General features: G+C 65.8%; 23 protein-coding genes. 9 read left to right on the plus strand and 14 right to left on the minus strand.

Annotated features, from left to right (window positions below; all coding sequences use genetic code 11):
* Positions 1-129: 129 nt before the first annotated feature.
* The 3 genes from OU995_RS10150 to OU995_RS10160 all read right to left on the minus strand — a co-directional run bounded on the left by OU995_RS10150 (position 130) and on the right by OU995_RS10160 (position 3,191).
* Complete coding sequence (locus OU995_RS10150; RefSeq protein WP_267835399.1) at positions 130-2,325, minus strand: ATP-binding protein; 2,196 nt, start codon at positions 2,323-2,325, stop codon at positions 130-132.
* A 105-nt stretch (positions 2,326-2,430) separates the two neighbouring features.
* The gene (locus OU995_RS10155; protein ID WP_267835401.1) at positions 2,431-2,754 is read right to left on the minus strand and encodes a helix-turn-helix domain-containing protein; all 324 of its coding nucleotides are present in this window, start codon (positions 2,752-2,754) and stop codon (positions 2,431-2,433) included.
* A 59-nt stretch (positions 2,755-2,813) separates the two neighbouring features.
* Positions 2,814-3,191, minus strand: coding sequence for a VOC family protein (locus OU995_RS10160; RefSeq protein ID WP_267835402.1), 378 nt, complete (start codon positions 3,189-3,191; stop codon positions 2,814-2,816).
* Positions 3,192-3,504: 313 nt separating this feature from the next.
* Here OU995_RS10160 and OU995_RS10165 point away from each other — a divergent pair, with 313 nt between their 5' ends.
* Both OU995_RS10165 and OU995_RS10170 read left to right on the plus strand, forming a co-directional pair.
* Positions 3,505-4,443, plus strand: coding sequence for a hypothetical protein (locus OU995_RS10165; RefSeq protein ID WP_267835403.1), 939 nt, complete (start codon positions 3,505-3,507; stop codon positions 4,441-4,443).
* Positions 4,444-4,470: 27 nt separating this feature from the next.
* Positions 4,471-4,878 (plus strand): hypothetical protein, encoded by a 408-nt coding sequence (locus OU995_RS10170; RefSeq protein WP_267835405.1) that lies wholly within the window; start codon positions 4,471-4,473, stop codon positions 4,876-4,878.
* Positions 4,879-4,964: 86 nt separating this feature from the next.
* Here the strand turns inward: OU995_RS10170 and OU995_RS10175 are convergent, their stop codons facing one another.
* The 10 genes from OU995_RS10175 to hemP form a co-directional block, all read right to left on the minus strand.
* Positions 4,965-5,306, minus strand: coding sequence for a hypothetical protein (locus tag OU995_RS10175; RefSeq protein WP_267835406.1), 342 nt, complete (start codon positions 5,304-5,306; stop codon positions 4,965-4,967).
* Between the two features lie 74 nt (positions 5,307-5,380).
* Complete coding sequence (locus tag OU995_RS10180) at positions 5,381-5,809, minus strand: DUF3592 domain-containing protein (protein ID WP_267835409.1); 429 nt, start codon at positions 5,807-5,809, stop codon at positions 5,381-5,383.
* A gap of 60 nt (positions 5,810-5,869) precedes the next feature.
* The gene (locus tag OU995_RS10185; RefSeq protein ID WP_267835410.1) at positions 5,870-7,225 is read right to left on the minus strand and encodes a DUF2325 domain-containing protein; all 1,356 of its coding nucleotides are present in this window, start codon (positions 7,223-7,225) and stop codon (positions 5,870-5,872) included.
* Between the two features lie 91 nt (positions 7,226-7,316).
* Positions 7,317-8,246 carry an energy transducer TonB gene (locus OU995_RS10190; RefSeq protein ID WP_267835411.1) on the minus strand — a complete coding sequence of 310 codons (930 nt, stop codon included), beginning with the start codon at positions 8,244-8,246 and terminating at the stop codon, positions 7,317-7,319.
* A complete protein-coding gene (locus OU995_RS10195) occupies positions 8,243-9,118 on the minus strand; it encodes an ATP-binding cassette domain-containing protein (protein WP_267835413.1) in 876 nt (291 codons plus the stop codon). Before OU995_RS10195 ends, OU995_RS10190 begins: the two co-directional genes overlap by 4 nt.
* Positions 9,118-10,185 carry a FecCD family ABC transporter permease gene (locus tag OU995_RS10200; protein ID WP_267835415.1) on the minus strand — a complete coding sequence of 356 codons (1,068 nt, stop codon included), beginning with the start codon at positions 10,183-10,185 and terminating at the stop codon, positions 9,118-9,120. Before OU995_RS10200 ends, OU995_RS10195 begins: the two co-directional genes overlap by 1 nt.
* Before the next feature lie 6 nt (positions 10,186-10,191).
* On the minus strand, positions 10,192-11,070 hold the full coding sequence (locus OU995_RS10205; protein ID WP_267835416.1) for a heme/hemin ABC transporter substrate-binding protein: 879 nt from the start codon (positions 11,068-11,070) through the stop codon (positions 10,192-10,194).
* Complete coding sequence (locus tag OU995_RS10210) at positions 11,064-12,161, minus strand: hemin-degrading factor (protein ID WP_267835417.1); 1,098 nt, start codon at positions 12,159-12,161, stop codon at positions 11,064-11,066. Before OU995_RS10210 ends, OU995_RS10205 begins: the two co-directional genes overlap by 7 nt.
* A gap of 32 nt (positions 12,162-12,193) precedes the next feature.
* On the minus strand, positions 12,194-14,458 hold the full coding sequence (locus OU995_RS10215; RefSeq protein ID WP_267835418.1) for a TonB-dependent hemoglobin/transferrin/lactoferrin family receptor: 2,265 nt from the start codon (positions 14,456-14,458) through the stop codon (positions 12,194-12,196).
* Between the two features lie 510 nt (positions 14,459-14,968).
* Positions 14,969-15,202, minus strand: a complete 234-nt coding sequence (hemP, locus tag OU995_RS10220) for a hemin uptake protein HemP (protein ID WP_267835419.1) — start codon at positions 15,200-15,202, stop codon at positions 14,969-14,971.
* Between the two features lie 267 nt (positions 15,203-15,469).
* Here hemP and bfr point away from each other — a divergent pair, with 267 nt between their 5' ends.
* The 3 genes from bfr (at position 15,470) to OU995_RS10235 (ending at position 17,328) form a co-directional block, all read left to right on the plus strand.
* Entirely contained in the window at positions 15,470-15,952 is a 483-nt protein-coding gene (gene bfr, locus OU995_RS10225; protein WP_267835420.1) for a bacterioferritin, read from the plus strand.
* A 275-nt stretch (positions 15,953-16,227) separates the two neighbouring features.
* Positions 16,228-16,473: a (2Fe-2S)-binding protein gene (locus tag OU995_RS10230; RefSeq protein WP_267835422.1), complete on the plus strand. Its 246-nt coding sequence runs from the start codon at positions 16,228-16,230 to the stop codon at positions 16,471-16,473.
* A gap of 522 nt (positions 16,474-16,995) precedes the next feature.
* Complete coding sequence (locus OU995_RS10235) at positions 16,996-17,328, plus strand: hypothetical protein (protein WP_267835423.1); 333 nt, start codon at positions 16,996-16,998, stop codon at positions 17,326-17,328.
* Between the two features lie 267 nt (positions 17,329-17,595).
* Here the strand turns inward: OU995_RS10235 and OU995_RS10240 are convergent, their stop codons facing one another.
* Complete coding sequence (locus tag OU995_RS10240) at positions 17,596-17,859, minus strand: hypothetical protein (protein ID WP_267835424.1); 264 nt, start codon at positions 17,857-17,859, stop codon at positions 17,596-17,598.
* Positions 17,860-18,089: 230 nt separating this feature from the next.
* Between OU995_RS10240 and OU995_RS10245 the strand changes: the two genes are divergently transcribed.
* The 4 genes from OU995_RS10245 to OU995_RS10260 all read left to right on the plus strand — a co-directional run bounded on the left by OU995_RS10245 (position 18,090) and on the right by OU995_RS10260 (position 22,419).
* Complete coding sequence (locus tag OU995_RS10245; protein WP_267835425.1) at positions 18,090-19,715, plus strand: gamma-glutamyltransferase family protein; 1,626 nt, start codon at positions 18,090-18,092, stop codon at positions 19,713-19,715.
* Positions 19,716-19,891: 176 nt separating this feature from the next.
* Positions 19,892-20,050, plus strand: a complete 159-nt coding sequence (locus OU995_RS10250; RefSeq protein ID WP_267835427.1) for a hypothetical protein — start codon at positions 19,892-19,894, stop codon at positions 20,048-20,050.
* A 338-nt stretch (positions 20,051-20,388) separates the two neighbouring features.
* Positions 20,389-21,753: an MFS transporter gene (locus OU995_RS10255; protein ID WP_267835428.1), complete on the plus strand. Its 1,365-nt coding sequence runs from the start codon at positions 20,389-20,391 to the stop codon at positions 21,751-21,753.
* A 54-nt stretch (positions 21,754-21,807) separates the two neighbouring features.
* Positions 21,808-22,419, plus strand: coding sequence for a GNAT family N-acetyltransferase (locus tag OU995_RS10260; protein WP_267835429.1), 612 nt, complete (start codon positions 21,808-21,810; stop codon positions 22,417-22,419).
* The last annotated feature ends 132 nt before the right edge of the window (positions 22,420-22,551 follow it).

Raw genomic sequence — 22,551 nt, forward strand, 5'->3', positions numbered from 1 at the left:
GCCAGCAGTGGGGCAAGCGGCTGCCGCGCAGGATGCGCGCGGTGGTCGATCCGCGATCAAGCTGCGATCAAGCCGATATCAAAGTGCAGCCAAGCGTTGAGCTACACAGCGTCTGGGGCTGCGGGCTTCTCAAAGCGTCGGCGCGTGCAGCAAGCGCTGCAGGGTTCGGTCGAGGTCGTCGAACTCAATGGGCTTGACCAGATGGGCGTCGAACCCCGCATCGGCCGTGGCCTCCCGGTCCGCATGCTGACCCCAGCCGGTGATGGCGATGAGCGTCAGCGGCTCGCCGCCGCTCATGGCGCGGAGCCGCCGAGCCACCTCCAGCCCGGACAGGCCCGGCAGGCCGATGTCCAGCAGCACCGCTCGCGGGCGCACCTGCGCAAAGCAGGCCAGCGCTTCTTCGCCGCTGTAGGCCACCACCGTGCGGTAGTGAGCCCCCTTCAACACTTCGGAGAGGGTGTCGGCGGCATCGGTGTTGTCATCCACCACCAGCACGCAGACATCGGTGGACGGCGTGTCCTCTTGCGGCAGCACGTCCAGCACGGGCCGGTCGGCCGCTGCCTCCTGCAGGAGCGGCAGGTTCACGATGAAGCGGCTGCCACGCCCCAGGCCCTCACTCTCCACGCGGATGCTGCCGCCGTGCAGCAGCACCAGCTGCCGCGACACCGCCAGGCCGATGCCCAGCCCTGACGGCCCGGCGCCCTTGGCATCCAGCCGGGTGAACAGCTCAAACACCTGCGCTTGCTGTTCCTGCGCGATGCCAATGCCGGTGTCGGTGACGGTGACCGTGGCTTGACCTGCCGCCGCCTCCACTTCCACGCGCACCTCGCCCGGTGTGGGCGAGTATTTGGCGGCGTTGTCCAGCAGGTTGGACAGCACCTGTTGCAACCGTGTCGGGTCGCCATCCACCATCACCGGCTCCGGCGGCATCAACAGCGACACGCGGTGCTGCAATTCCCCATACAGCGGCTCCACCGCTTCCAGCGCCTGCCGCACCACGCCGCGCACATCGATGGACTGGCGTTTGAGCTCGATCACGTTGCGGGTGATGCGGCTCATGTCCAGCAGGTCATCCAGCAGGCGGGCCATGTGGGCCGACTGGCGGGCGATGATGTCGGTGGCGCGTTGGCCCATGTCATCGGAGCGGGTCTGCTGCAGCATCGTCACTGCATAACGGATGGGCGCCATCGGATTACGAAGCTCGTGGGCCAGCGTCGCCAGGAACGCGTCCTTGCGCTGGTTTTCATGGTGGAGCTGTTCCTGCGCGGCAGTCAGTTCGGTCACGTCCACCGTGGCGCCGAGGACCCGCCGCACTTGCCCATCCGCATCCTTCACCGGGCGCAGTGAGGTCAACAGGTGGAAGGTGCCGCCGGCATGGGTGGCATGCTGGGCGATGTTGAGCGAGTCCCCGGACACCACGGCATCACGGATGATCGCAGCGTACTGCGGCTGGCCCACCAGGCTGCCGACTTCGGCACCGATCATCGCCTCCCGCGACAGGCCCATGGGCACGTTGTAGGCCCAGGTGTAGCGCCCCTGGGGGTCACATTCCCAGGCCATCACCTTGCCGCTCTGCAGGGCGAGATGGAAACGTTCTTCCGCAGCCTGGCTGGCGCGCAGCGCTTCCTGCTGCAGGGTGACATCCACCGTCACGCCGTAGGCATGGGCCGCGCGGCCTTTGGCATCCAGCGTGACATAACCATCCATCTGTGCCCACACCACATCGCCGGTGTCCGGCCGTGTCATGGGAGCGGACAGGCTGAAACGCCCACCGGACTCCACCGCATAACGATACCGCTCCCGGAACTTCTGCGCTTCTTCGGGCGGCAAGCTGGCCAGCATGTCGTCCATGGTGTGCCAGCGGCTGCCAAAGAGCTCTCGCACGCTGCCGGCCGTGGTGGCAAAGCCGGTGGCCACGTCCCAGTCCCAGGTGACCATGCGACCAGCTGCCAGGGCCAGATTCAGCCGGCGCCGGATGAGGCGTTCCTTGTGCATCAGCCTGCCGGCCCAGGCCGACACCACCGACACCAGCATGCCGGCGCTTAGGAAGAGCACCAGCAGCAGCGCATCGGCCAACGACTCAACCGGCCACATCTGGCCCACGGGAGCAATCCACCAAAACAGGATGGCGGCGCAGGACACCAGCAGGAGCATCAGCGCGGAGCCCAGCCCACAGGTGAGACCCACGATGACCAGCGCAGGAAAGTAGGGCAGCAGCGGTGCGCGCCCATCCAGGGCGGGTTGCAGCTTGAAGTTGAGCCAAGTGGCGCCCACCAGCACAAGCGTCGTGACCAGCCAGCGCAGCCAGACCCTCTCAATGACCATGAATCCACCTCTTCGGGGATGGAGATCCCTCTGCGGGCGTGAGCGTAGCGGACCTTCAAGCCCCATGCCCTCCCGGACGCAGGGTTTTACAAGCGCCGGAGGAGGTCAATCGGAGCCTGATTCGGAGGCGGAGTCGGTGGTGTGACTGCGGTGCGAGACTTGAGCCATGGCCGTGTCTACCGTCGCCACGCTGGCGGGGGGCAAGATCCCGTAGAGCGCCAGCATGCCGTACACATGGCCGATGGCCACGCCACTTTCGCCGGACTCGATCCGGCCGATGGTTTGAACATGCACCCCCAGCCGAGCAGCTGCCGCGCCTTGGCTCTCATTGGCGGCCATGCGCGCGGCACGGGCAGACGCGCCCAATTGCCGGATGGCGAGCAAGGCGCCCGCATCAATCTCCGCTGAAATCCGTTTTCCTTGGGCCATGGCATCCACACGCTGATCGAGTCGCAGCCGACGAGCCGGGCATGGCTTTCACCTGGGCCTCAGCTCGAAGTCACCTGGCGGTCATGGAAGACCGCCTCCACATTGTGTCCGTCGGGGTCGAGGACAAACGCGGCATAGTAACCGGCGTGATAACGCGGGCGATAACCGGGGGCGCCGTTGTCCTTGCCGCCCCCCTCCAGCGCGGCACGATAGAACGCTTCCACTTCTTCTCGGCTCCTGGCCACAAACGCGAGGTGCATGGGCGCGGGTTTGTGCAGCGCCGTTTGCAGGCAGAGCGATGCGTCCCCGTGCCCCACGATCTCGATGCCCATGGACCCTTCGTTCACACTCGTGATGCCCAGAGGCGCGAGGGCCTTCAGATAAAAGGACTTGCTTGTGGCGTAGTCGGTAACGCCGAAGGCGATGTGATCGAACATGAAACGGCTCCTTGATGGGTGGGGTGGCGCACAGAGCGCAGGCACAGCGGAGGCTCGCCGAAGGGGCTGACTCTGCGTCAAGCGGAGGGCGACGTCCAGTCGTCATGCCCGTCGGGTCCCACCGGTCGCAGGCCACGTGGCGGGTGCGGGGAAAGGACGCATCACCTTCGTCTGATATACCTGCGCGTGGTGACGATGCATGCCCTGAACCCCACTCAGAAGGCAACTGGCTCATCATTAAAATTGATGATGAGCACGCATCACCGGCCGTCGATCATCGTCTCGGGCGCAGATTGGATAGAGGGAGCTGAGTATGAAATCGCTGTACGTCGCGGCTTGGGCAGCCGTCTTGCTGCTCAATGGCTGCGCGAACTACAAGGCGATCACCAGTTTTGCTGGTGAAACAACTGAAATGACGGGCGCCGTGCGCCAGGAAATCCAGCAGGTCGCCAAGTTGTGCCATGACGCGGCTGACGTCCGCATGCTGCTGGCCGAATCCAGCGCGACCGGAGATGTGGAGGCCGCGAGGGCCCTCAAGAAGAGCTGCGAACTGACCGGCGATGCCACGGTCCAGTTCCAGGAGGTGACGGTCGACACGCTCGACTTGTACGCAAAAACCCTGTTGGCGATGGTGGACGACCGACAGTTCGAGGTGCGTCGCTCCATTCAAGGCACCACCAAGAAACTTGCAGCGCTCAAGGGCCGAGATGGGAATGCCTTTGTGAGTGAGCCGAAGTTGAAGGCCGTCACTAACGTGCTCACGCTGCTGGCCGAAGTCGTCGTCCAGGCTGAACGAGAAGAGGGGATTCGACGCCTGACGGCGGCCGGGCCGGATCTCGTGGCCAACGCCAGGATTCTGCGCAGTTTCTTTGCGGACCCGCCGCGCCAGTCTGATTACGATGGGTGGCTCACCACCACTGCACTCATTTCACGGGGAAGCGAGATCAGCATCGGATTGGGCAAGCCCATGGCGCTTGCAGAGCCCATTCGAACGGCTGAGCTCCGTCGCCAGATTGCACTGACGGGGAAGGCACTGGAGGGGCGGCAGGCAAAGCCGGGCAATCCGGGCAATCCGGGCAATCCGGGCGAAGTGCCCGGAAAGATCGTTGCGGCCATTGATGCATGGATCGCATCGGTCCCTGTGTTTCAGCAGGACGCGTTAAAGAGGGACCCTCGCGCATTGATGGATACCTTGAAAGAGTTCCGTCAAAAGAACCTGGAAGCGCGTGATGCCGTTGAAGCTGGTTTTTGAGACGAGGACTGAGCGATGAGCACCTTGATGGACCTGGCCCAGCCTGACGACAAACTGGATGAGCATGCCTTGGCGCCGTTGAGGGGCCTGCTGAACGATCAGATATCGGCGCTGAACGATGATCTGGAGAAGGCCAGCACGCAGAAGGATATTGACGCCATCCAGGCCGTTCAGAATGGGCTTGCAGCGAAGGCAACGGCCCTCACGGGCCTCAGCATTCAGCTGAAGACCGGCGAGGCGAAGATCACTGCGGAGCACATCCAGTCTGCGGTGGATGCAGCGGAAGAGGTCATCAACAAGGTCAAGGCCGTCAAGGCGAAGCTGGCGCTGCTGGGGGCGGTGATCGACTTTGCAGCGGCGGTTCTGACGGGTCATGGACAAGCCGTCGTCGGCGCGGCGGTGAAGTTGAAAAATGCGCTGAGCAAAGGTGACTGAGCCAAGGCGATTCAGGCGATTCGGACAACTCAGGCATTCGCGCGTCTGCGGCGTGACGCTTGGGCAGGAACTTGTGGGTCACCACACTAGCGCTGCACGTCGACATCTCGACGGTTGTCGAAGTCGGGGCCCGCTTTCAGGCTCACCGCTGGGTCAATCAGCCATTCGACCCCTCGTTTGAAGTCCAGGAACCGGTAGTTCTCTGGATGCTTGTTCTGCTGCTTCAGATAGGCCAGTGCCGACGCCGTGCTGTAGAAGGTCTGCGCCACCAGCTGAGATTTCCCGGGAGTGAAGATACTAACGAGCGCAATGGCGAGCACCGGATCCTGGTCATGGAAGGCCGAAGGCACGTCGATGCCGTGTTGCTCACAATACGCCAGCATGCGCTTTCTGATGCTGACCATACGCTGGCCGTTGTGGATGCTCATCGAGTCCTATTGTGTCCTATTGAGTCGTGTTGGGTCGTGTTCTACAGGGTCTCGGGTTCAAGAAGCTGGAGACCTCACCCTGCCCGGCACTGGGGCGACGTATTTGACAGCATCGAGTAGCTGAACTCCGAAAGGATGGAGATGCAGGCGGATGCTGGCGAATCCGGCGGGAACCAAGCCACCACGCCAGCACCACGCCTGGCGTCTTCAAAGAAGCGGTCCACCTTGTTCCAATCCAAGGAGACCTCGCCCTCTTCCGTGCAGAAGATCCTGGTGCCGCTGTATCGCTGACCGGAGACCACATAGCTGTACTCGACGACCGGAAAGTGGCGCGTACCTCGAAAGAACTTCATTTCGCGGCTATCCACCCGAGTGAAGTGAACTGGCGCACTGAGGTGGGTGCAGGGCACCATCGGCGGCTTCAAAAACAGCGGGGCCAGCGACACCCCAAGCGTCGCGATCAGGGCGAATCCGAGGGCGATGGCGACGATGGGGCGGTTCACGTGCAGGCCTGGCGTTGGATAGGACGGACTGTACCGCGCAGCCGTTCCAGCCCTCGGCCGTCAGCTCTCGCCCGCCCCCTGCTGCGCGGCCGCTTCCGCATGGTCCGCTGCCCCCAAGGTGCCCAGCGCCCGCCGAAGCCCGCTGGCACTCGGCGACTCGATGTAGACGCACTTCTTTCCATGCCGCTTGCAGTGATCCTTCACCCGCCAATACGCGTCGTGGCTGATGCATCCCGTCTGACAGATCACCAGGTCGGCGGCGGCCAGACTGGCGTCCAGCTTGGCCACGGCGTCTTCTTCGCCGCCGTCATGGTGCAGGAACCGTCCCCCGGTTCGCTCGATCAGTTGTCGATAGATGGGCACCACCGCAGGCCTGCCGCCCACGCACAGCACCGACTGCTCATCCAGTGAGGGCAGGGTGGCCTCTTCGCCTTGCGGGGCGGGTGCCTGCTCGGCCAGCCGGCTCTCCAGGGCATCCAGTTGTCGCTGCAGCTCCGCGCCCTTGCGATGTTCCCGCTCCGCCGCCTGTTGTGCCGTCAGCAGCGCGCGTTCCAGCTGATGAATCCGCTCCTGCTGATGCTGCAACTGCTTCGCCTGCTCATGGCGATGGCGCAGACCCGGCACGCTGTCCTCCAGCTGCTGCATCTCCTCCCGCAGCCCGGCCAGCAGCATGTCCCGCCCCATCAGTTCCCCACGAAGTCGCAGGTTCTCCGCCTGACTGGCCTCCAATTGCTGCGCGCGCTCCGCCAGCAGCCGCGTGCTGCGCGACTGGGCCAGCGCCAGCTCGCGGCCCAGCACGGCGTTTTCATCCTCCAGCGCATCCATGCGTTGCAGATCCGCCCGATTGGCAGCGCCCACCTGGTGCTGCAGCATGTGAATGTCCCGCAGCACCTGCTCCTGCAGGGCGGCATCACAGCGGGCATGGGTCAGCGTGGCCCACAGCGCACCGGCCACGTCATTGCCACCCTGCGCGGCCGCCCAGAAACGACCCAGGGCCTCCGGCGTCTTGTGCTGCGCGGCTTGCTTCAGTGCAATGGCGAAGCGTTGATCCAGCTCTTTTTGCAGGGCTTCGGCGACGGTGCCACGGTGATTGCATTCGTTGATGGCGCCGCAGTGCAGTTCGTAGTCGTTGGCCTGTGCCTGGCCGCCCAGCACCTTGCCCAGGAGGCGCCGCAGCACCTGGATGGGGAGGCAGACCCCGATCACCGGGCAGAGCGATTGTGTCGGCAGCTCCCACAAGCGACGGCGGCGTGAACCGCGGGCCGATGGGGTGTCTTCCGTCTTGCTATCGCCATCAGGCAGCGCCGAAGGGCCGGGCAGACCGCCCACTCGCCGGGCGGAAAACTCCGACAGCCCTGTGGCGGGAGACGGTTCGGCAAGGGGCAGGCGGCTGAACAGGGTGGGCTTGTCGCACATGGTGGGGTTTCCTTCTGGATCGGGCTGCTGAGGGGCGGGCGCGCTCTTGTGGCGTGTGATTCGCGAGGGCGGGGCGAGGGCGGGACAAGAACTACAACGAGCCGGGCGCGGCGGGCTGCAAGGCAAAACGGACCGCATAGTCGATCCAGCTCACCATCCGCTGATCGCCGCGACGGGCGGGCACATAGGGGCAGGACTCCGCCACACGTCGTGCCGCTTCGTCCAGCAGACGGAAGCCGCTCCCGTTGGCGATCAGAACCTCCGCCGCCCGGCCGTTTTCATCGACCTTCACCCGCAGCCGCACGAGACCCTGGACGCCACGCTCGCGCAGCAAGGCGGGATAGTGGCGGGCGGTCTGGCTGTCCCGGCACTGCTGGTAGTTGGCGGGCACGGTGGCCGGCTGGTCCTGCGCGGTTGCGGGATCGGAGCGGGCGGCTGCCAGGAGCTGCGTCGGTGGGACGGCGGTTGCCATCACGCCGCTGTGGGCAGGGACGGAAGTGGGGGCTGAGGGCGCGGCCTCAGTCGTGGATCCCGTGGTGCCAGAAACGTCGGCAACTCGGGGGGAGGCACCGCTCGGCTGCAAGGGGACCTGGGGCCGGACATCCGAGCCCAGCGCCGTCGCAACGGGTTGGGATTCAGACGGGTGGCGCTCTGGGGAAACGTCCATGCCGATCGTCGGGATCGGCAGGACAGGAATAGCGGGTGGTGCCGCCAGGGATGCCACCACGGCGGGCGTGGTCCGTGTGGTCGGCGCAGCGGGTGTGGCCCAGGACGAGGGTTCAAACAGTGGCCGGACCGCCACCCATTGCATCGATGAGGGCGGCACGGTGGCTACCTTGGGCAGGGGTGCGTGCGAGCGTGTGCCCAGCAGTGCCAGCAGCAGGAGGCCGTGTACCGCCACGGTGGCAATGCCCCCGTGCCAGCGCAGGCGCCCACCGGCCTTGTGTGCTCCTTCCAGGGCGGGCGAGAAGCCGTGGCTTGCCGGAGCACGCCCCCCGGCATTCATCACCCAGGCACTCATCGCCCGACCTCCCGCAGCGGTGTCATCGGCGGCGGCATGACCGGTGTCATGGCCGGCGTCATGACCGGTGTCGTTGGCGGCGCCGTTAGAGGCGCCGTTAGCGGCGTCTGCAGCGGCGTCATCATCGGCAGCATTGCCATGCCGTGCTCATCCTGCAGCAACCGCATGCGCGTGCCATAGAGCTGTTCCAGCAGGGGCTGCGTGGAGGGCAGTGCATCGCAGTCTGCAATCAGCCGGCCGTCCTTCACCATCCACAGGCGGTCGAAATGATTCAAGGCCAGGTTGACGTCGTGCAGCACCGCCACGAGCGCATGCCCACGCTGTGCCGCAAAGCGGCTGATGGCGTGCATCAGCGACAGCGTCAGCCCCGGATCCAGTGCCGCCAGCGGTTCATCGACCAGCAGCAAGCCCTCGCGCTCATCCCACGCCTGCGCCAATACGCGTGCCAATTGCACACGCGCCTGCTCGCCGCCCGAGAGCGTGTCGAAGCGGCGGCCGATGAGATGGTCCGCCTGTGCCTGCACCAGAGCCTGCTGAACGATCTCGGACTGATCGGGGTCTTGCTGTCGGGCCACCCGGCCGAGCGCCACCACCAGTTCCACCGGCAGGCCGAACGCCACGCCCTGCTGCTGCGGTAGCACCGCACGGCGGCGTGCCAGGGCCTGCGGCGACCAGGCCGACAAGGGCCGTCGGTCCAGCAGCACCTCCCCTTCGGACGGCTGGAGCTCCCGCGACATCAATCGCAGCAGCGTGGATTTGCCCGCGCCGCTGGGGCCGAGAATGGCGACCCGCTCCCCGGCCATGAGCCGCAAGTGGATGGGCCCGAGGCGCAGGTCACCCATCAACAGGCGGACGTGATTCATCACCAGCATCAGGCACTCCCCATCCGGCGGACCGTGCCGCGTAGCAGCACCAGGAACCACGGCGCCCCGATCAGCGCGCTGAACACCCCCACGGGGATCTCCGCCGGCACGGCCAGCGTGCGGGCCAGGGTGTCTGCCACCAACAGCAGCAGTGCGCCGGACAGCATGGCGCAGGGCAGCACCCGGCGCAGATCCGCACCCACCCATTGCCGCGCCAGATGAGGCGCCATCAGCCCGATGAAGCCGATGCTGCCGCACCACGCCACAGCCAAGGCGGCCAGCAGCGCCACGATGCCGATGGCCGCATGGCGAAGTCGCTCCACATCGATGCCGACGTGCGCGGCGGTCGCCTCGCCGAGTGCCAGCGCGTTGAGTTGGGGGCCCAGGGTCCGCGCGGCCAGGCCCATCAGGGCCAGTGCGGTGAGCATCACCAGCGCCATGGTCCAGGTGGCCCCGGCCAGTGAGCCCAGCGTCCAGAAGTTGAGGGCGCGCAGTTGATCGTCATTGGCCAGAAAGCTGCACAGGCCGACCAGCGCGAAGGTCATTGCCTGTAGCGCCAGGCCACACAGCAGCAGCGCGGCAATCGAGCCTGGTGCCAGCCATCGGGACAGGCGCTGCAGCAAAAGGCACACTGCCAGCGCACCCACAAAACCCACGGCGGGTGTGATCCACAGCCGGGCCTGCGCGGGCAAGGCCAGGTGCAGGCCAGAGAACACGGTCAGCGCCAAGGCCACGGCCGCCGCTGCACCGCTGGTCACGCCCAGCAGACCGGGCTCCGCCATCGGGTTGCGGAACAGCGCCTGGCAGAGCGTGCCTGCCAGGCCCAGGGCAGCGCCCACCGCCAGCGTCAGCACCACACGAGGCAGGCGCAATTGCCACAGCACATGTGCGCCGGCGCTGGGGGCGCTGTCGAGCCAGGGGGCTCGGAGCCAGTCCGACGCCGTGATCGGTACGGCGCCGACATGCACCGCCACCATCACCGCCAAACCGAGCGCAGCGGCGAGCAGTGCAGCCCGTGGCCACTCTCGGGGCGGGGCCACCAAGCGGTGAGGGAGCGCGGAACCTGAGGTGCTCATGGGGATTCAGGCCGTTGATCCACTGTGGAGGGCGGTCGCCAGCTGGGCCAACGCTTGCGGGAGCCGGGGGCCGAACCCCAGCATCTCCATCGTTTCCAGGCTGACCACGCGCCGACGCTGTGCTGCCGGGGTCTGTGCGAGCCCCGGCATCCGCAGCAGGCCGTCGATGCCGCCAGCGGCCTCCACGCCCTGGGTGGTGGCCAGGATCACATCGGGCGCCGCCGCAATCGCTGCTTCCGGCGAGAGGGATTTGTAGCCTTGGACCTCGCCTAGCGCATTGACGGCGCCAGCGTAGGTGATCATGGCGTCGGCCGCGGTGCCGCTGCCGGAGATGCGCGCCTGATTGCCGGCGTTGGACAGCACAAACAGAACACGCGGCGGACGATGGCCGGCCGAGACGCGGGCCACCGTCTGGCGTGTTTCCGCCCACGATTGCTGCAGCCTGTCGATCAGCGTCTTGGCGGCCGCCGGCCGGTTCAGCAGTTCCCCCAGCTTGCGGGTGCGATCCACCACACCTTCAAAGCGGTGATCCGCGCGCAGCACGTGCAGCGGAATGCGAGCGGACTGGAGCTGCCCCAGCACGGCTGGTGGGCCGGCTTCCTCGGTGGCCACGATCATCGTGGGCGCCAGCGACAGCAGGCCCTCGGCCGCCAGCGTGCGTGCATAGCCCACATTCGGCAGGCGGGTCGCTTCCACCGGATAGAGCGACGTACTGTCGACGCCGACCAGATCCCCCTGAGCGCCCATGGCGTAGATGAGTTCTGTGAGGGCGCCTCCGACGCTGATCACGCGGGGTGCAGCACTCCAGGCCAGGCGTGGCGCTGCGACCATCGGCGCCGCGACCCATGCGGGCGCCGTGCTCAGCCACTGACGACGCGTCAGCATGGCACGAGCTCCGTCTGGCCTTCCACCATGCTCTCCAGCAGTTGCCGCCAGTCGCAGCGCTCCGCCTGCCCGGGCTTGCGCTCGCCAAACAGCATGGCGATGGTGCGGCCCTGTGCATCAAACAGCTCCATCGAGCAGACGAGGCCATCGACGGTGGGTTTGCGCACCAGCCAGGCACTGGCGATATGGTCTTCCCGCAGGTGGAGGTTGAACCCCGGGTCCAGCACATTGAGCCAGGGGCCCATCATCACCACCTGGTGGATGGGGCCGCTATGGATCTGGATCATGCCCGGGTTGCCCACAAACACCATGATGGACACACCTTGCTGCGCCGCACGGCTCAGCAGTTCCTGGGCGCTGGAGCGCGGCAAGGGCTGCACGAATCGGGGCTCGGCCAGGCGCAGGGCCTGCACACGGCTCAGGCCGTGGCGCTTGAGCAGGCCGAAGAAGTCGTGGGTGTCTCGCAGGTCGGCCCATTCGGCGTGGAAGGTAGCGAGGTTGATGGCGCTGTCCGGTTGCTCGGCGGGTTCCTGCCAGGCTTCGGCCGGAACCAGCCCAGGCGCCTGGTCTTCTGACTGGAATTGCGCCACCAGGGCTTCATAAGCCGCCAGATCGCTTTCCGGTTTGACGAAGATCTTGTGGAGGGCGCCTCCGGCGGCATCGAAGAATTGCAGGCTGCGCTGCAGGGCGCCGTCGGCCAGACGTTCGGTCACGGCAAAGCCATGCTGCCAATGGCTGTAAAACACCCGCAGGTCGATTTCGCCACCCAGCACCAGGCCGGTCTGGCCTTGGGGTCCTAGCGCGCTGACCTTGCGGTAGACGCCCACCTTCTCATGGACGCAGGACTCGTTGCGCGTCAGCGCCATCACCGGGCCCAGGGGCTCCACGGCCGCCATCAGGTCTTGCCAATCCGCCCGCAGCCGGCAGGCCTTGAGCGGGGATTCGGCGTCGGTGAAGGGGCCGACGTGGGCGGCCAGCAGTTCGCCTTCGGAGATCTGCAGGGCTTCGGCAATGTCGCGATGGCGGGCACGGCGTTCCTGGCGGGCCGTGGCAAAGGCCTGGCGAAGGGCGGTGTAGCGAGCGTGTTGCATGAGGATGCTCCTTGTGAGGGCCATGACGTCAATCAGAAGTCCGCGCGCAGCGACACCTGCAGCGCGCGACCCGGGGCGGTGTAGCTGTCCAGCACGGTGCTGTTGGCCGCGACGCCGGTGACATCGCTCCAGCGCCAGTACTTGCGGTCGAACAGATTGGTGATGGCGGCCGACAGGCTCAGCGTCTTGTTGAAGCGATACGCGCCGCCCAGGTCCACCACCTGGTAGCTGCCAGGGGCGTAGTAGGTGCTGCTGCTGATGTCGGAGGTCTTCTTGCGATTGCTGTGCTGCAGGCTGGCCCAGCCGGACCAGTCGCCGCGCTCATAACGGGCTCGCAGCGTTGCGCGCAGCGGCTGGACGCTGTTGAGCGGCGTATCCACACCGTCGGTGGTGCTGTGGCCGTCGGCATAGGCCACGGCGGCCTGCAGCGAGAAGCCGGGGGTGACGTCCCAGACGGCACGGCCCTCAACACCCTTGATACGCGCCTGGCTCAGGTTGATGTATTGATAGACGAGGTTGGCCGTGGCCAACGAGCCACTCACCACCTCCTGGCTGATGAAGTCGCGATAACGGTTGTCGTAGGCGCTCAACTGCCAACGGATGCTCGGGCCGACCTGGCCGCGCACGCCCAGCTCCCAGCTGTTGGCATGTTCCGGTTTGAGAGTCGGGTTGCCGATGCTGGAGTAGCCGTAGATCGGGTTGGAAAAGGAGTTGTTGACCTGGTCCGGTGTCGGGGCGCGGAAGCCCTGGGCCCACTGCACATAGGGCTGCAGCCATTCGGTGGCGCGCCAGATGGCGCCGAGGCGTGGCGTGATGGCGTGGTCGGAGAGATTCACCGCTTCGCCGGTGTAGCCCTCGGTCTTCGGTGAAAGCTTGTAATGCTCGAAGCGCAGGGCCGGAATCAGCGACACGTTGCCGAGCTCGATCTCATCCTGCAGGAAGGCGCCGGCCAGCAGATAGTTGGTTTTCGGGAAGGGGCGGCTGGGGAAGGTTTCTCCGGCGGGTGGCACGGTGCCATCGCGAGTGGCCTCGATGGCGTTGCGGCTCACGTCCAGCCCGTAGCTCAGGCGCTGGCCTTGCAACTGGGTCTGGGCCTGTGAACTGAGGCCGATGAGGTGTTCCTTGTAATTCGTGTAGCGGGTGCGGTCGGTGGCGGAATAGCGGTCCTCGTAGGAGAACTGGTCGGTCTCGCTGTCCTGCACGTAGAGATGAGTGGTGGCCTGCTGGATCCAGGTCGCGTTCAAGTCTTCATAACGATGTTCCAGCGACACCCGCTGGCGATCCATCTTGTCGTTGGCGGTGAGGCCGATGACGGCGGTGGAGGCGGGGGTGCTCGTCGGCACGGTGACGCCGGTGAGGACATCGGTGTCGATCTTGCGTTCGCGGTATTCCACCGTGCCCGTGAGCCGGTGCTGGGCGTTGACGCGGTAGGCCAGCTTGGCCATGACGCTATTGGTGTCGATATCGGTGGGGTTGGGAGCGGTACGGGTGCTGTTGGTGGCGTTGTTATCGCCCTGGTTCTTGGTCTCGTGACCGCGGCGGACGGAGGCCTGGACCAGGCTGGACCAATCGCCGCTGCTGAAGGCGACCGCTGCGCTGACGGTCTTGGAGCTGTCGACCGTTTGCAGGCCGAGCTTGGCGTAGCCGGCGAAGGTCTTGCCGTCCTTCAGCAGGTCTTCCGGGGAGAGGGTGCGCATGACCAATGCGCCGGCGAGGCCGTCGCTGCCATAGCTGGTGGAGGCGGGGCCGCGCAGGACTTCGGCGGTGGAGAGGCTGTCCAGGTCGACAAAGTCGGCGCGGCCGCTGGCGAACGGGCCGAAGGAGAAGCTCTGGGGGATGCGGATGCCGTCCACCATCATCAGCACCTGATTGCCTTCCAGGCCGCGGATGTTGATGCCTTCATTGCCGGCGCGTCCGGTGGACACGCCGGCGGCGGTGAAGCGCGGCGTCATGGCTTTCACCGACAGATCGACTTCATCGCTGAGCAGGTCCTTCAGATCGCGCGCATCCCGCCGGTCCAGATCCTTGCGAGTGATGACGGTGACCGTATTGGGGACGGAGGCGGTTGACCGCTCGGTGCGGGTGGCACTGACGGTGACCTCGCCTGCGGCGCTGGCCACGGCAGCCGTGGCTGCAGAAGCTGCAGTGTCTTTAGCGGCTGCAGAGGCGGAACTGGTGCCGGCGGAAGCGGTGGTGCTCAGGGCCTCTTTGGGAGGCGAGCTTGGCGCGGCTTGCGCGAAGGCGAGCGGGAATGCGGCGGCGAGTGCGAGCGCGACAGGCGTCTGGCGCAGAGACATGGTGCTGAGGTCCTGGTGGATCTCGCACGGGCTGGCGCAGCGCGGGCTGGTGCGTAGGTTGTAGAAAAGAAAATCGAACGAACAAAAGAGCAATCGGCTGCGGTCCTGATCGACGCGACTCAGCCGCCAATCCTGCGGCGGTCACCTGTCGGCCCAGGAGCGAAGCGACAGCGGCCCTCATCCAGCCACAGCCGCAGATCTGGCTTTGCCGGACCGCTGGCTGCCGCCCCTTGGGCCCAGGAGCGAAGCCACAGCGGCCCTCATCCAGCCACAGCCGCAGATCTGGCTTTGCCGGACCGCTGGCTGCCGCCCCTTGGGCCCAGGAGCGAAGCCACAGCGGCCCTCATCCAGCCACAGCCGCAGATCTGGCTTTGCCAGACCGCTGGCTGCCGCCCCTTGGGCCCAGGAGCGAAGCGACAGCGGCCCTCATCCAGCCACAGCCGCGGATCTGGCTTTGCCAGTCCGCTGGCTGGCGCCCCCTGGGGGCAGGAGCGAAGCGACTGGGGGGCCCTATTTCGTGAGGATCAGCTTGCCCAACGACGTCAGGCGCAGGCGGTAGAGCTGACCGGAATGCTCGATCTCCACCTCGCGCTCATTGCCCAGCAGCGCTTCGCTGCTGACGCGCCGCCGCTGGGGCAGGGAAGCCGCTTCATGGCGCGGCGAACCTGACGTGGCCACGCGCGCGCTGATGTCCAGCGCGGCGGCCGGCAGGGCCTGGGTCGGGATGGTGTGATAAGCAGTCATGTCCACATCTTAGATGAGAACGATTCGCAATAGCAAACGAAATCTGAAATTTGCACGCAGACATGGATCGGAACCGCTTCGCGCAAGGGACTGGGCGCGGCCTCGCCGCCCGCTACCGTGATGCAAGTACGGGTGCGAACGCTTCGCAAAAAGAGCGTCGGGGCCGGGTCTTGTCCCCACGGCGGGTAGGGACTGAACGAGAATGCGGCCGTTGCGGGTCAACGATCCGTTTTTGACGATTCCCGGATTTCGATTGAGGAGAAGAACATGAAGGGCGATGCCAAGGTCATCGAGTACCTCAATGCCCAGCTCAAGAATGAGCTGACGGCTATCAACCAATACTTCCTGCACTACCGCATGCTGAAGAGCTGGGGCTTTGAGCGCCTGGCCAAGCACGAGTACGAGGAATCGATTGAAGAGATGAAGCACGCCGACAAGCTGATGGATCGCATCCTGATGCTGGAAGGCCTGCCCAATCTGCAGGACCTGGGCAAGCTCTTCATCGGCGAGAATGCCGTGGAAGTGCTGCACTGCGACCTGAAGATCGAAACGGGTTCCCATCCGCTTCTGAAGGAAGCGGTCGCTTATTGCGAGTCGGTGCGGGACTATGTGTCGCGCGAAGTCCTGGAAGAGATCCTGAAGGACACCGAGGACCATATCGACCACCTGGAAACGCAGATCGACCTGGTTGCACAGATCGGCGAACAGAACTGGCTGCAGAGCCAGGTCGGGGACGGCCCCTCGGCCTGAAACGCGATCTGTTTCCCGCCCGGGCCTTGGCCCCGGACACGCAAAAGCCCCGCCTGTCGGGGCTTTTTTTTGACGTGCAGGCTGGGCCTGTGCGGACGGTGGCGGTCGCCCTGCGCAGTTGCCCCGCGACTCAAGGCAGGGTGGACATGGCCGCCGTTGTACGCTGATCGGACACAGTTCTCCGACAAAGTCAAAGGTCTTGATGCGTCAATTGAGAGCAGTTCTTGTTTGCGTTAGCATCCGCTGCATCCAAGGAACGGCACTTTGACGCCCCCATGATCCTCTGCCTCTGCCATCGAGTTTCCGACCGCGACATCCGGCGCAGTGTGGCCGAAGGCGTTCACAACTTCGAAGTCCTGCAGGACGAGACCCAGGTGGCGTCGGCCTGTGGCAGCTGCCACGACTGTGCGCGTCAGGTCTTTGATGAGGCCCTGCAGGCCTGCGCCGCTGCGCATGGCGTGAGCTGCAACAGCAGTTCTTCGCGGGTCATCCCGATCGCCCGGCTGGCCCAAGCCGCCTGAGGCAGAAAAGCCCCCAAAGGCATCAAACGCATCAAAGGCATCAAAGGCACCTGGCGCGACAAAGGCAACAGGCAACAGGCAACAGGCAACAGGCACCAGGCGCCACAAAGACGCCCCCGGTCCCACTGTCACCGCAGGCCCAAGCCGCCAGCGTCGCCCCGCAGTCATCTCGGACATCCATCTCGGACATCCTCGAAACATCATGTTTGTGACGCAAGTCACGGGGTTTCTGAGCCGTGGCGGCCACCATTGAGCCGCATCGCCACGATCCGCCCGCAGTCCACATCGGCTGCAGCTTCGCGCGAGCCACCCCGTGCTCAGTCGATCACGTGGACTGACATCGCGTCATCACGCGTTATTGGAGGGATCTTGGAAGGGATCTCATCCCTTCATGCCGTGAAGTAGAACCATCGATCGATTGGGGAGGGGGCATGAATCTTCTGTCGCGGCGGGAACGGCCGTGGGACGGTGCTGGAAGTTCATGACAAGAGAACCGAGTGCAGCTCTGGCGTAGAGGTCTCGGTGATCAGCACCGCCGCGCGTCCTAAAACGGCTCAGGACTCCGTGGTGAAAGTCGCCGCCACAGCCCTTGGCCGGAAGCGGGTGGCCCCGCAGTTTCGGCCGAAGTGGTGCGGTCGTTTAATGTTGTGCGCGCCGTTTGGGGTGGCCCCCGCGGTTTCTGCCAAAGTCCTGCGGGAGGGCACCAAAGGCACCGTGGTTGCCGACATGCGTGTCGAGAACGGGAAGGTGGCTGAGATTCTCAGCCTCTCCGGCCCCAGTGCCTGTCACCCGGCCGTCACGGAAGCGATCAACAACGACGAGTGTGATCGCCTGGACCGGGCGGTGATCCGGTGATCCGGTGATCGTCACGCAGTCCTTCGACTTCTCAACTGCGGGCCTGCTTCGCAGTCGGCTGGTCGGCCGGGGTGTTGTGCTGCGCGAGGGGTGTGCCCACCTTGCTCAAATCCGCTCGCAAACCAACGATCGATCAACAAGACTCGACCAACCCCGCCCGACCAACATCGGCCAACCAACACAGCCCGACAAACGACGGCAGCCGCCCCAGAGGGCGGCATTCAGTGTAGGTGCCGCACTCGAGGCGGCACCATCGACCTTGAACGCTTACTTGGCGGCTTCGGAAGCCTTGTCAGCGGGCTTCTCAGCCTTGTGATGCTTCGTGCCGGCCTTGTGCTCGGCCTTGTGCTTGGGAGCCTTCTTCTCGGTCGTGCCTTCAGCCTTGGCTTCGGTCTTCGCTTCGGCCTTGGCCTCGGTCTTGGCAGGCGCCGGGGTCGCGGCGGGAACTGCAGGCGTCTGTGCCATGACTGCACCAGCGATCAGCAGGGCGGGGATCAGGGCCAGGGTCTTCACGGTCTTCAGGGCTTGCATCTGGTTTTCTCCAGGGCTGTTGAACAAGGTGAGGAAACAACGCCACCTGACGACACTGTGTTGACCTGCAGGCGGAGGCTTTGCATTGCGTTACGTTCACGTTGCAGCAACATCGATGTCCGGGGCAGGTATTGCCCGCTGGCGCCGGCCACGGCTTGAGGACAAGATGACGTCCATTCAAGCCTGACGCCCTCAAGCGGCGAATCAGCAACTGCCTATTTGGAGACCTCATGTCCTCGCACGCCTTTGACTGGTCGCGCGCTTATCCCAGCGTCCGCTCTCCGGTATTTGCACGCAATATCGTGTCCACCTCCCATCCGCTGGCGGCGCAGGCGGGCCTGCGCATCCTGGCGCAGGGGGGCAATGCGGTGGATGCCGCGATTGCGGCAGCGGCCTGCATGACGCTGGTCGAGCCCTGCAGCAATGGCCTGGGTTCCGACGCATTCGCCATCGTGTGGGACGGTCAGTCGCTTCAGGGCCTGAATGCGTCCGGCCAGGCCCCCCAGGCCTGGACACCGGAATACTTCGACCGCCGCCATGGTGCCGGCCTGCATCTGCCCAGCCGTGGCTGGGATGCGGTCACGGTGCCCGGTGCGGTCGGCGGCTGGGTGGCGCTGAGCGAGCGCTACGGCAAGCTGCCGTTCGCCGATTTGATGGCCCCCGCCATCGAGATCGCCGAGCGGGGGTATGCCGTGCCGGTGGTGGTGCAGCGCAAATGGGCGATGGCCGCCGAGGTGAAGGACCTGGTGAGCCAGCCTGGATTTGCCGACACCTTCCTGCCCCGCGGCCACGCGCCGGAGGTGGGTGAAGTGTTCCGTTTCCCGGAGGCCGCCCGCGCGCTGCGGCTGATTGGCGAGACCCGTGGCCAGGCTTTTTATCAAGGCGAGATTGCCGCCGCGGTTGAAGCCTTTGCGCGGCAGGGGGGCGGGGCGATCAGCGCTGCGGACTTCGCCGCCTACCAGCCGGAGTGGGTCCAGACGCTGTCGATGGACTATGCCGGCCACACCCTGCACGAAATTCCGCCCAGCGGCCAGGGCATTGCCGCCTTGATCGCGCTGGGCATTCTCAAGCACACCGACGTGGCCGAACTGCCGGTGGACAGCGTGGCGTCCCAGCATGTCCAGATTGAGGCCATGAAGCTGGCTTTTGCCGATGTCTACCGCCATGTGGCGGACCCACGCGCCATGCGGGTCCAGGCCCACGAGATGCTGGACCCGGACTATCTCAAGAGCCGGGCCCGCCTCATCCACCCGGACCGTGCCCAGGACTTCCAGGCCGGCAACCCGGTCAAGGGCGGCACCATCTATCTCACGGCTGCCGATGAGTCCGGCATGATGGTCAGCTTCATCCAGAGCAACTACATGGGCTTCGGCTCCGGCGTGGTGGTGCCGGGATATGGGGTGTCGCTGCAGAATCGCGGCCATGGATTCACCCGCGACGCCGACCATGTGAATCAGGTGGCACCGGGCAAACGGCCCTTCCACACCATCATCCCGGCCTTCCTGATGAAGGATGGCCAGCCGCAGATGAGTTATGGGGTGATGGGCGCCAACATGCAGCCCCAGGGCCACATGCAGACGCTGGTGCGCATGCTGGACTACCACCAGCCGCCGCAGGCCGCTTGCGACGCTCCGCGCTGGCGCTTCAACCAGGGCCTGTCGATCAATGTGGAGTCCACCATGAACCCGGCCACCATCGAGGGCCTGCGCCAGAAGGGCCACCAGATCGGGGACATTCTCGACAGCTACCAGGACTTCGGCGCCGGCCAATTCATCTGGCGCCTGGGCGATCCTGCGGTGGAGGGCTACGTGGCCGCCAGCGATCCACGGCGCGATGGCGCCGCCGTCGGCTGGTAACGTCGTCTTTCAAAGTCTCCGGCAATTGGGGCTGGACCGTGCCGTTCTTCACTTGTGGGGGCCAACCCGCCCCTGCTAGCATCCTTGGACACGCCTACCTGGATGCCACCCATGACCAAGCTGCTCGACCGCACCAGATCCGACGCCATTGAGTCGGTCGCGGCGGCGGTGCGCGCATGGGGTTGCACATCGGCCTGCGTACCGGGCTGCACATCGGCCTGTGCCTGCAGATCGGTCCCGCCACCCGTGCCGACGGAAGGCGCGGGCCGCGTCCGGCATCGACGACGCTGAATGCCCACGCTGGCACGGTTCGCTGCGCCAGCGCTGCGGGGTGAGGGGCCTCTCCTCAGCTTTTCCTGAGTTTCCCCTCACTGAGGCACCCGGGAGCGAAGGACGGTGTCGCCCGGGTGCATTCAAGGATGGGGGACTGGGGCCTCAGCCCGAACCCAAGGACTCGGTCCCTTGACCACCTCTGCGCGTCACTCGTCCGCCTTCACCCGTTGATCACCGACGAGCGGTGCTCCACCCCCCTCCGGACCGCGCTTCCAAGCGCTTCCAAGCGCTTCCGAAGGGTCCATGGATCACTGTCATCGCCACCGAGGCTTCCGCCGCCCCGTAGCCCAGCCGTTTCTCCAGGAAACCTGTCTCTTCGAGAGACCATCGGAGTTGTTCCATGTCCGCCAGGCCTTCCGCCTCTTTGTCACTGATTGATCGCTGCCTCGATCTGTGCCGCCTGCCCGCTGCCGATCTGCTGCGGGATGTTGTCTACCGCCGTCTTTGGTCGTCCATCCTGATCAGCTCGCTGGGCGGGCAGATCACCATGTTGTCGCTGCCACTCACAGCCGCCGTGCTGCTGCATGCCAGTCCCACGCAGATGGGCTGGCTGACGGCGATGGAGATCGTGCCCTTTGTGCTGTTCTCGCTGCCGGGCGGTGTCTGGCTGGACCGGGTGCGCAAGCTGCCGGTCTACATCGTGGGCGAGGTCACCTTGGCCATTGCCGTGGGCAGCATCCCTGTGGCGGCGTGGCTGGGTTGGCTGAGCATGCCGTGGCTCTATGTCGTGGCCTTCCTGCTGGGCACTGTGTACACGGTGGCCGGCAGCGCCGCCCAGATCGTGCTCACCCAGGTGGTCAGCCCGGACCGTCTGGTGGAGGCGCATGCCAAGAATGCCTTGGCCTCCTCCGGCGCCGAAGTGGCCGGCCCCGGGGTGGCGGGGGCGCTGATCAAGCTGGTGGGCGCGCCGATGGCCCTGGCCGTGGACGCCCTGCTGCTGCTCAGCTCCGCCCTGATCCTGCGCGGCGTCCGCGTCAAGGAGCAACTGCACCGGTCCCGCAATGCCCATTTCTGGCGGGACATGAAGACGGGCGTCGGTTTTGTCTGCCGCCACCGGCTGCTGTTCAGTCTCGCGGTGTCCGTCGGCGGCTGGCAGATGTGCAATCAGGCGGCGCAGGTGGTGCAGATCCTCTTTGCCACCCGGGTGCTGGGCCTGTCGGCGCAAAGCGTCGGGCTGTCCTACATCGCCCTGGGCGCGGGCACCGTGCTGGCCAGCATCTTCGGCCACCGCATCAGCGGCTGGCTGGGCCCCGGCCCTTGCCTGGTGACCGGCTTTGGCATCACCGGCCTGGGCTGGATGATCCTGGCGCTGGCGCCCGCCAACGCCTGGGGGGTGGGGGCGTTTGCCCTGGCACTCTTTGCTTTTGGTGTCGGCGCAGTGTTGATCTTCATCAACTTTTTGTCCTTGCGCCAGGCCGTTACGCCCACACCGCTGCTGGGCCGGATGACCAGCACCATCCGCTGGCTCACCCTGATTCCTGCGGGCCCGGGGGCCTTGCTGGGGGGCTGGCTGGGCGAGCATGTGAGCCTGCGCGCGGCCTTGCTGTTCTCCGGCGTGGGGGCCTTGCTGCTGACGCTGCTGGCTTCGCAATTGCGGGCCATTCGCACCGTCAAGACATTGCCCACCGTGGCTGATGAGCATCAAATGCTGGGTGTCGAAACCCAGCCGGGCGGTTTGAACCTGCAATCCGCCAATGGCAACTGACAGGAGCCCGCCGTCTCCGGCACTCCTGCGCACTGGCGCCTCCTGCGGATCCCCATGAAAGCCAAAGACCCCGTCCTGATTCAGGTGCCCGAAGTGCTCAGCACCGACCAGGTGCTGCTGCTCACCCCTCGTGTTGGCGATGGCGCCGTCCTCAACCTGGCCATCCAGCGCTCATTGCCGCATCTGCAGCCATGGATGTCCTGGGCCCAGGAGATGCCGTCCGTGGAGGAGTCCGAAGCGGTGGTGCGGCGCATGCTGGCGGAATTTCTCAACCGTCAGCACCTGGCCTATTTTCTCTACGAACGCACGCCGGACGGTGGCCCGGGCCGCCTGTGCGGCGGTGCGGGCCTGATGCGGCTGGACTGGGCCCAGCGTCGTTTTGAGATCGGCTACTGGTTGGCTCCGGACGCCACAGGGCGTGGGCTGGCCAGCGAAGCGGTGGTCGCGCTCACGCGGCTGGCCTTCAGTCAATTGCGGGCCATGCGGGTGGAGATCCGTACCGATGCGCGCAACCTGGCCAGCCGCGCGGTGGCTGAGCGCTGCGGTTTCGCACTGGAAGGCACTTTGCGCAACGACATGCTGGGCGTGGATGCCACACCGCGCGACACCTGCATCTACGGCATGGTGTCCCTCGACGAACTGCGTGATCCAGGGCGGCTGCGCTGACCGGAGGCGGCGCTGCAGCGGACGGCTTCCCCACACGGACGCTTGGCGCCAGCGGCCCACCGCCCACCGTTAGCGGCCGACCGCCAGCCGCGAGCCAGGAGCCACCAACCATTAGCGGCCGACCGTCAGCCG

The organism is Roseateles sp. SL47, assembly GCF_026625885.1.
In the GTDB taxonomy this organism is placed as follows: domain Bacteria; phylum Pseudomonadota; class Gammaproteobacteria; order Burkholderiales; family Burkholderiaceae_C; genus Roseateles.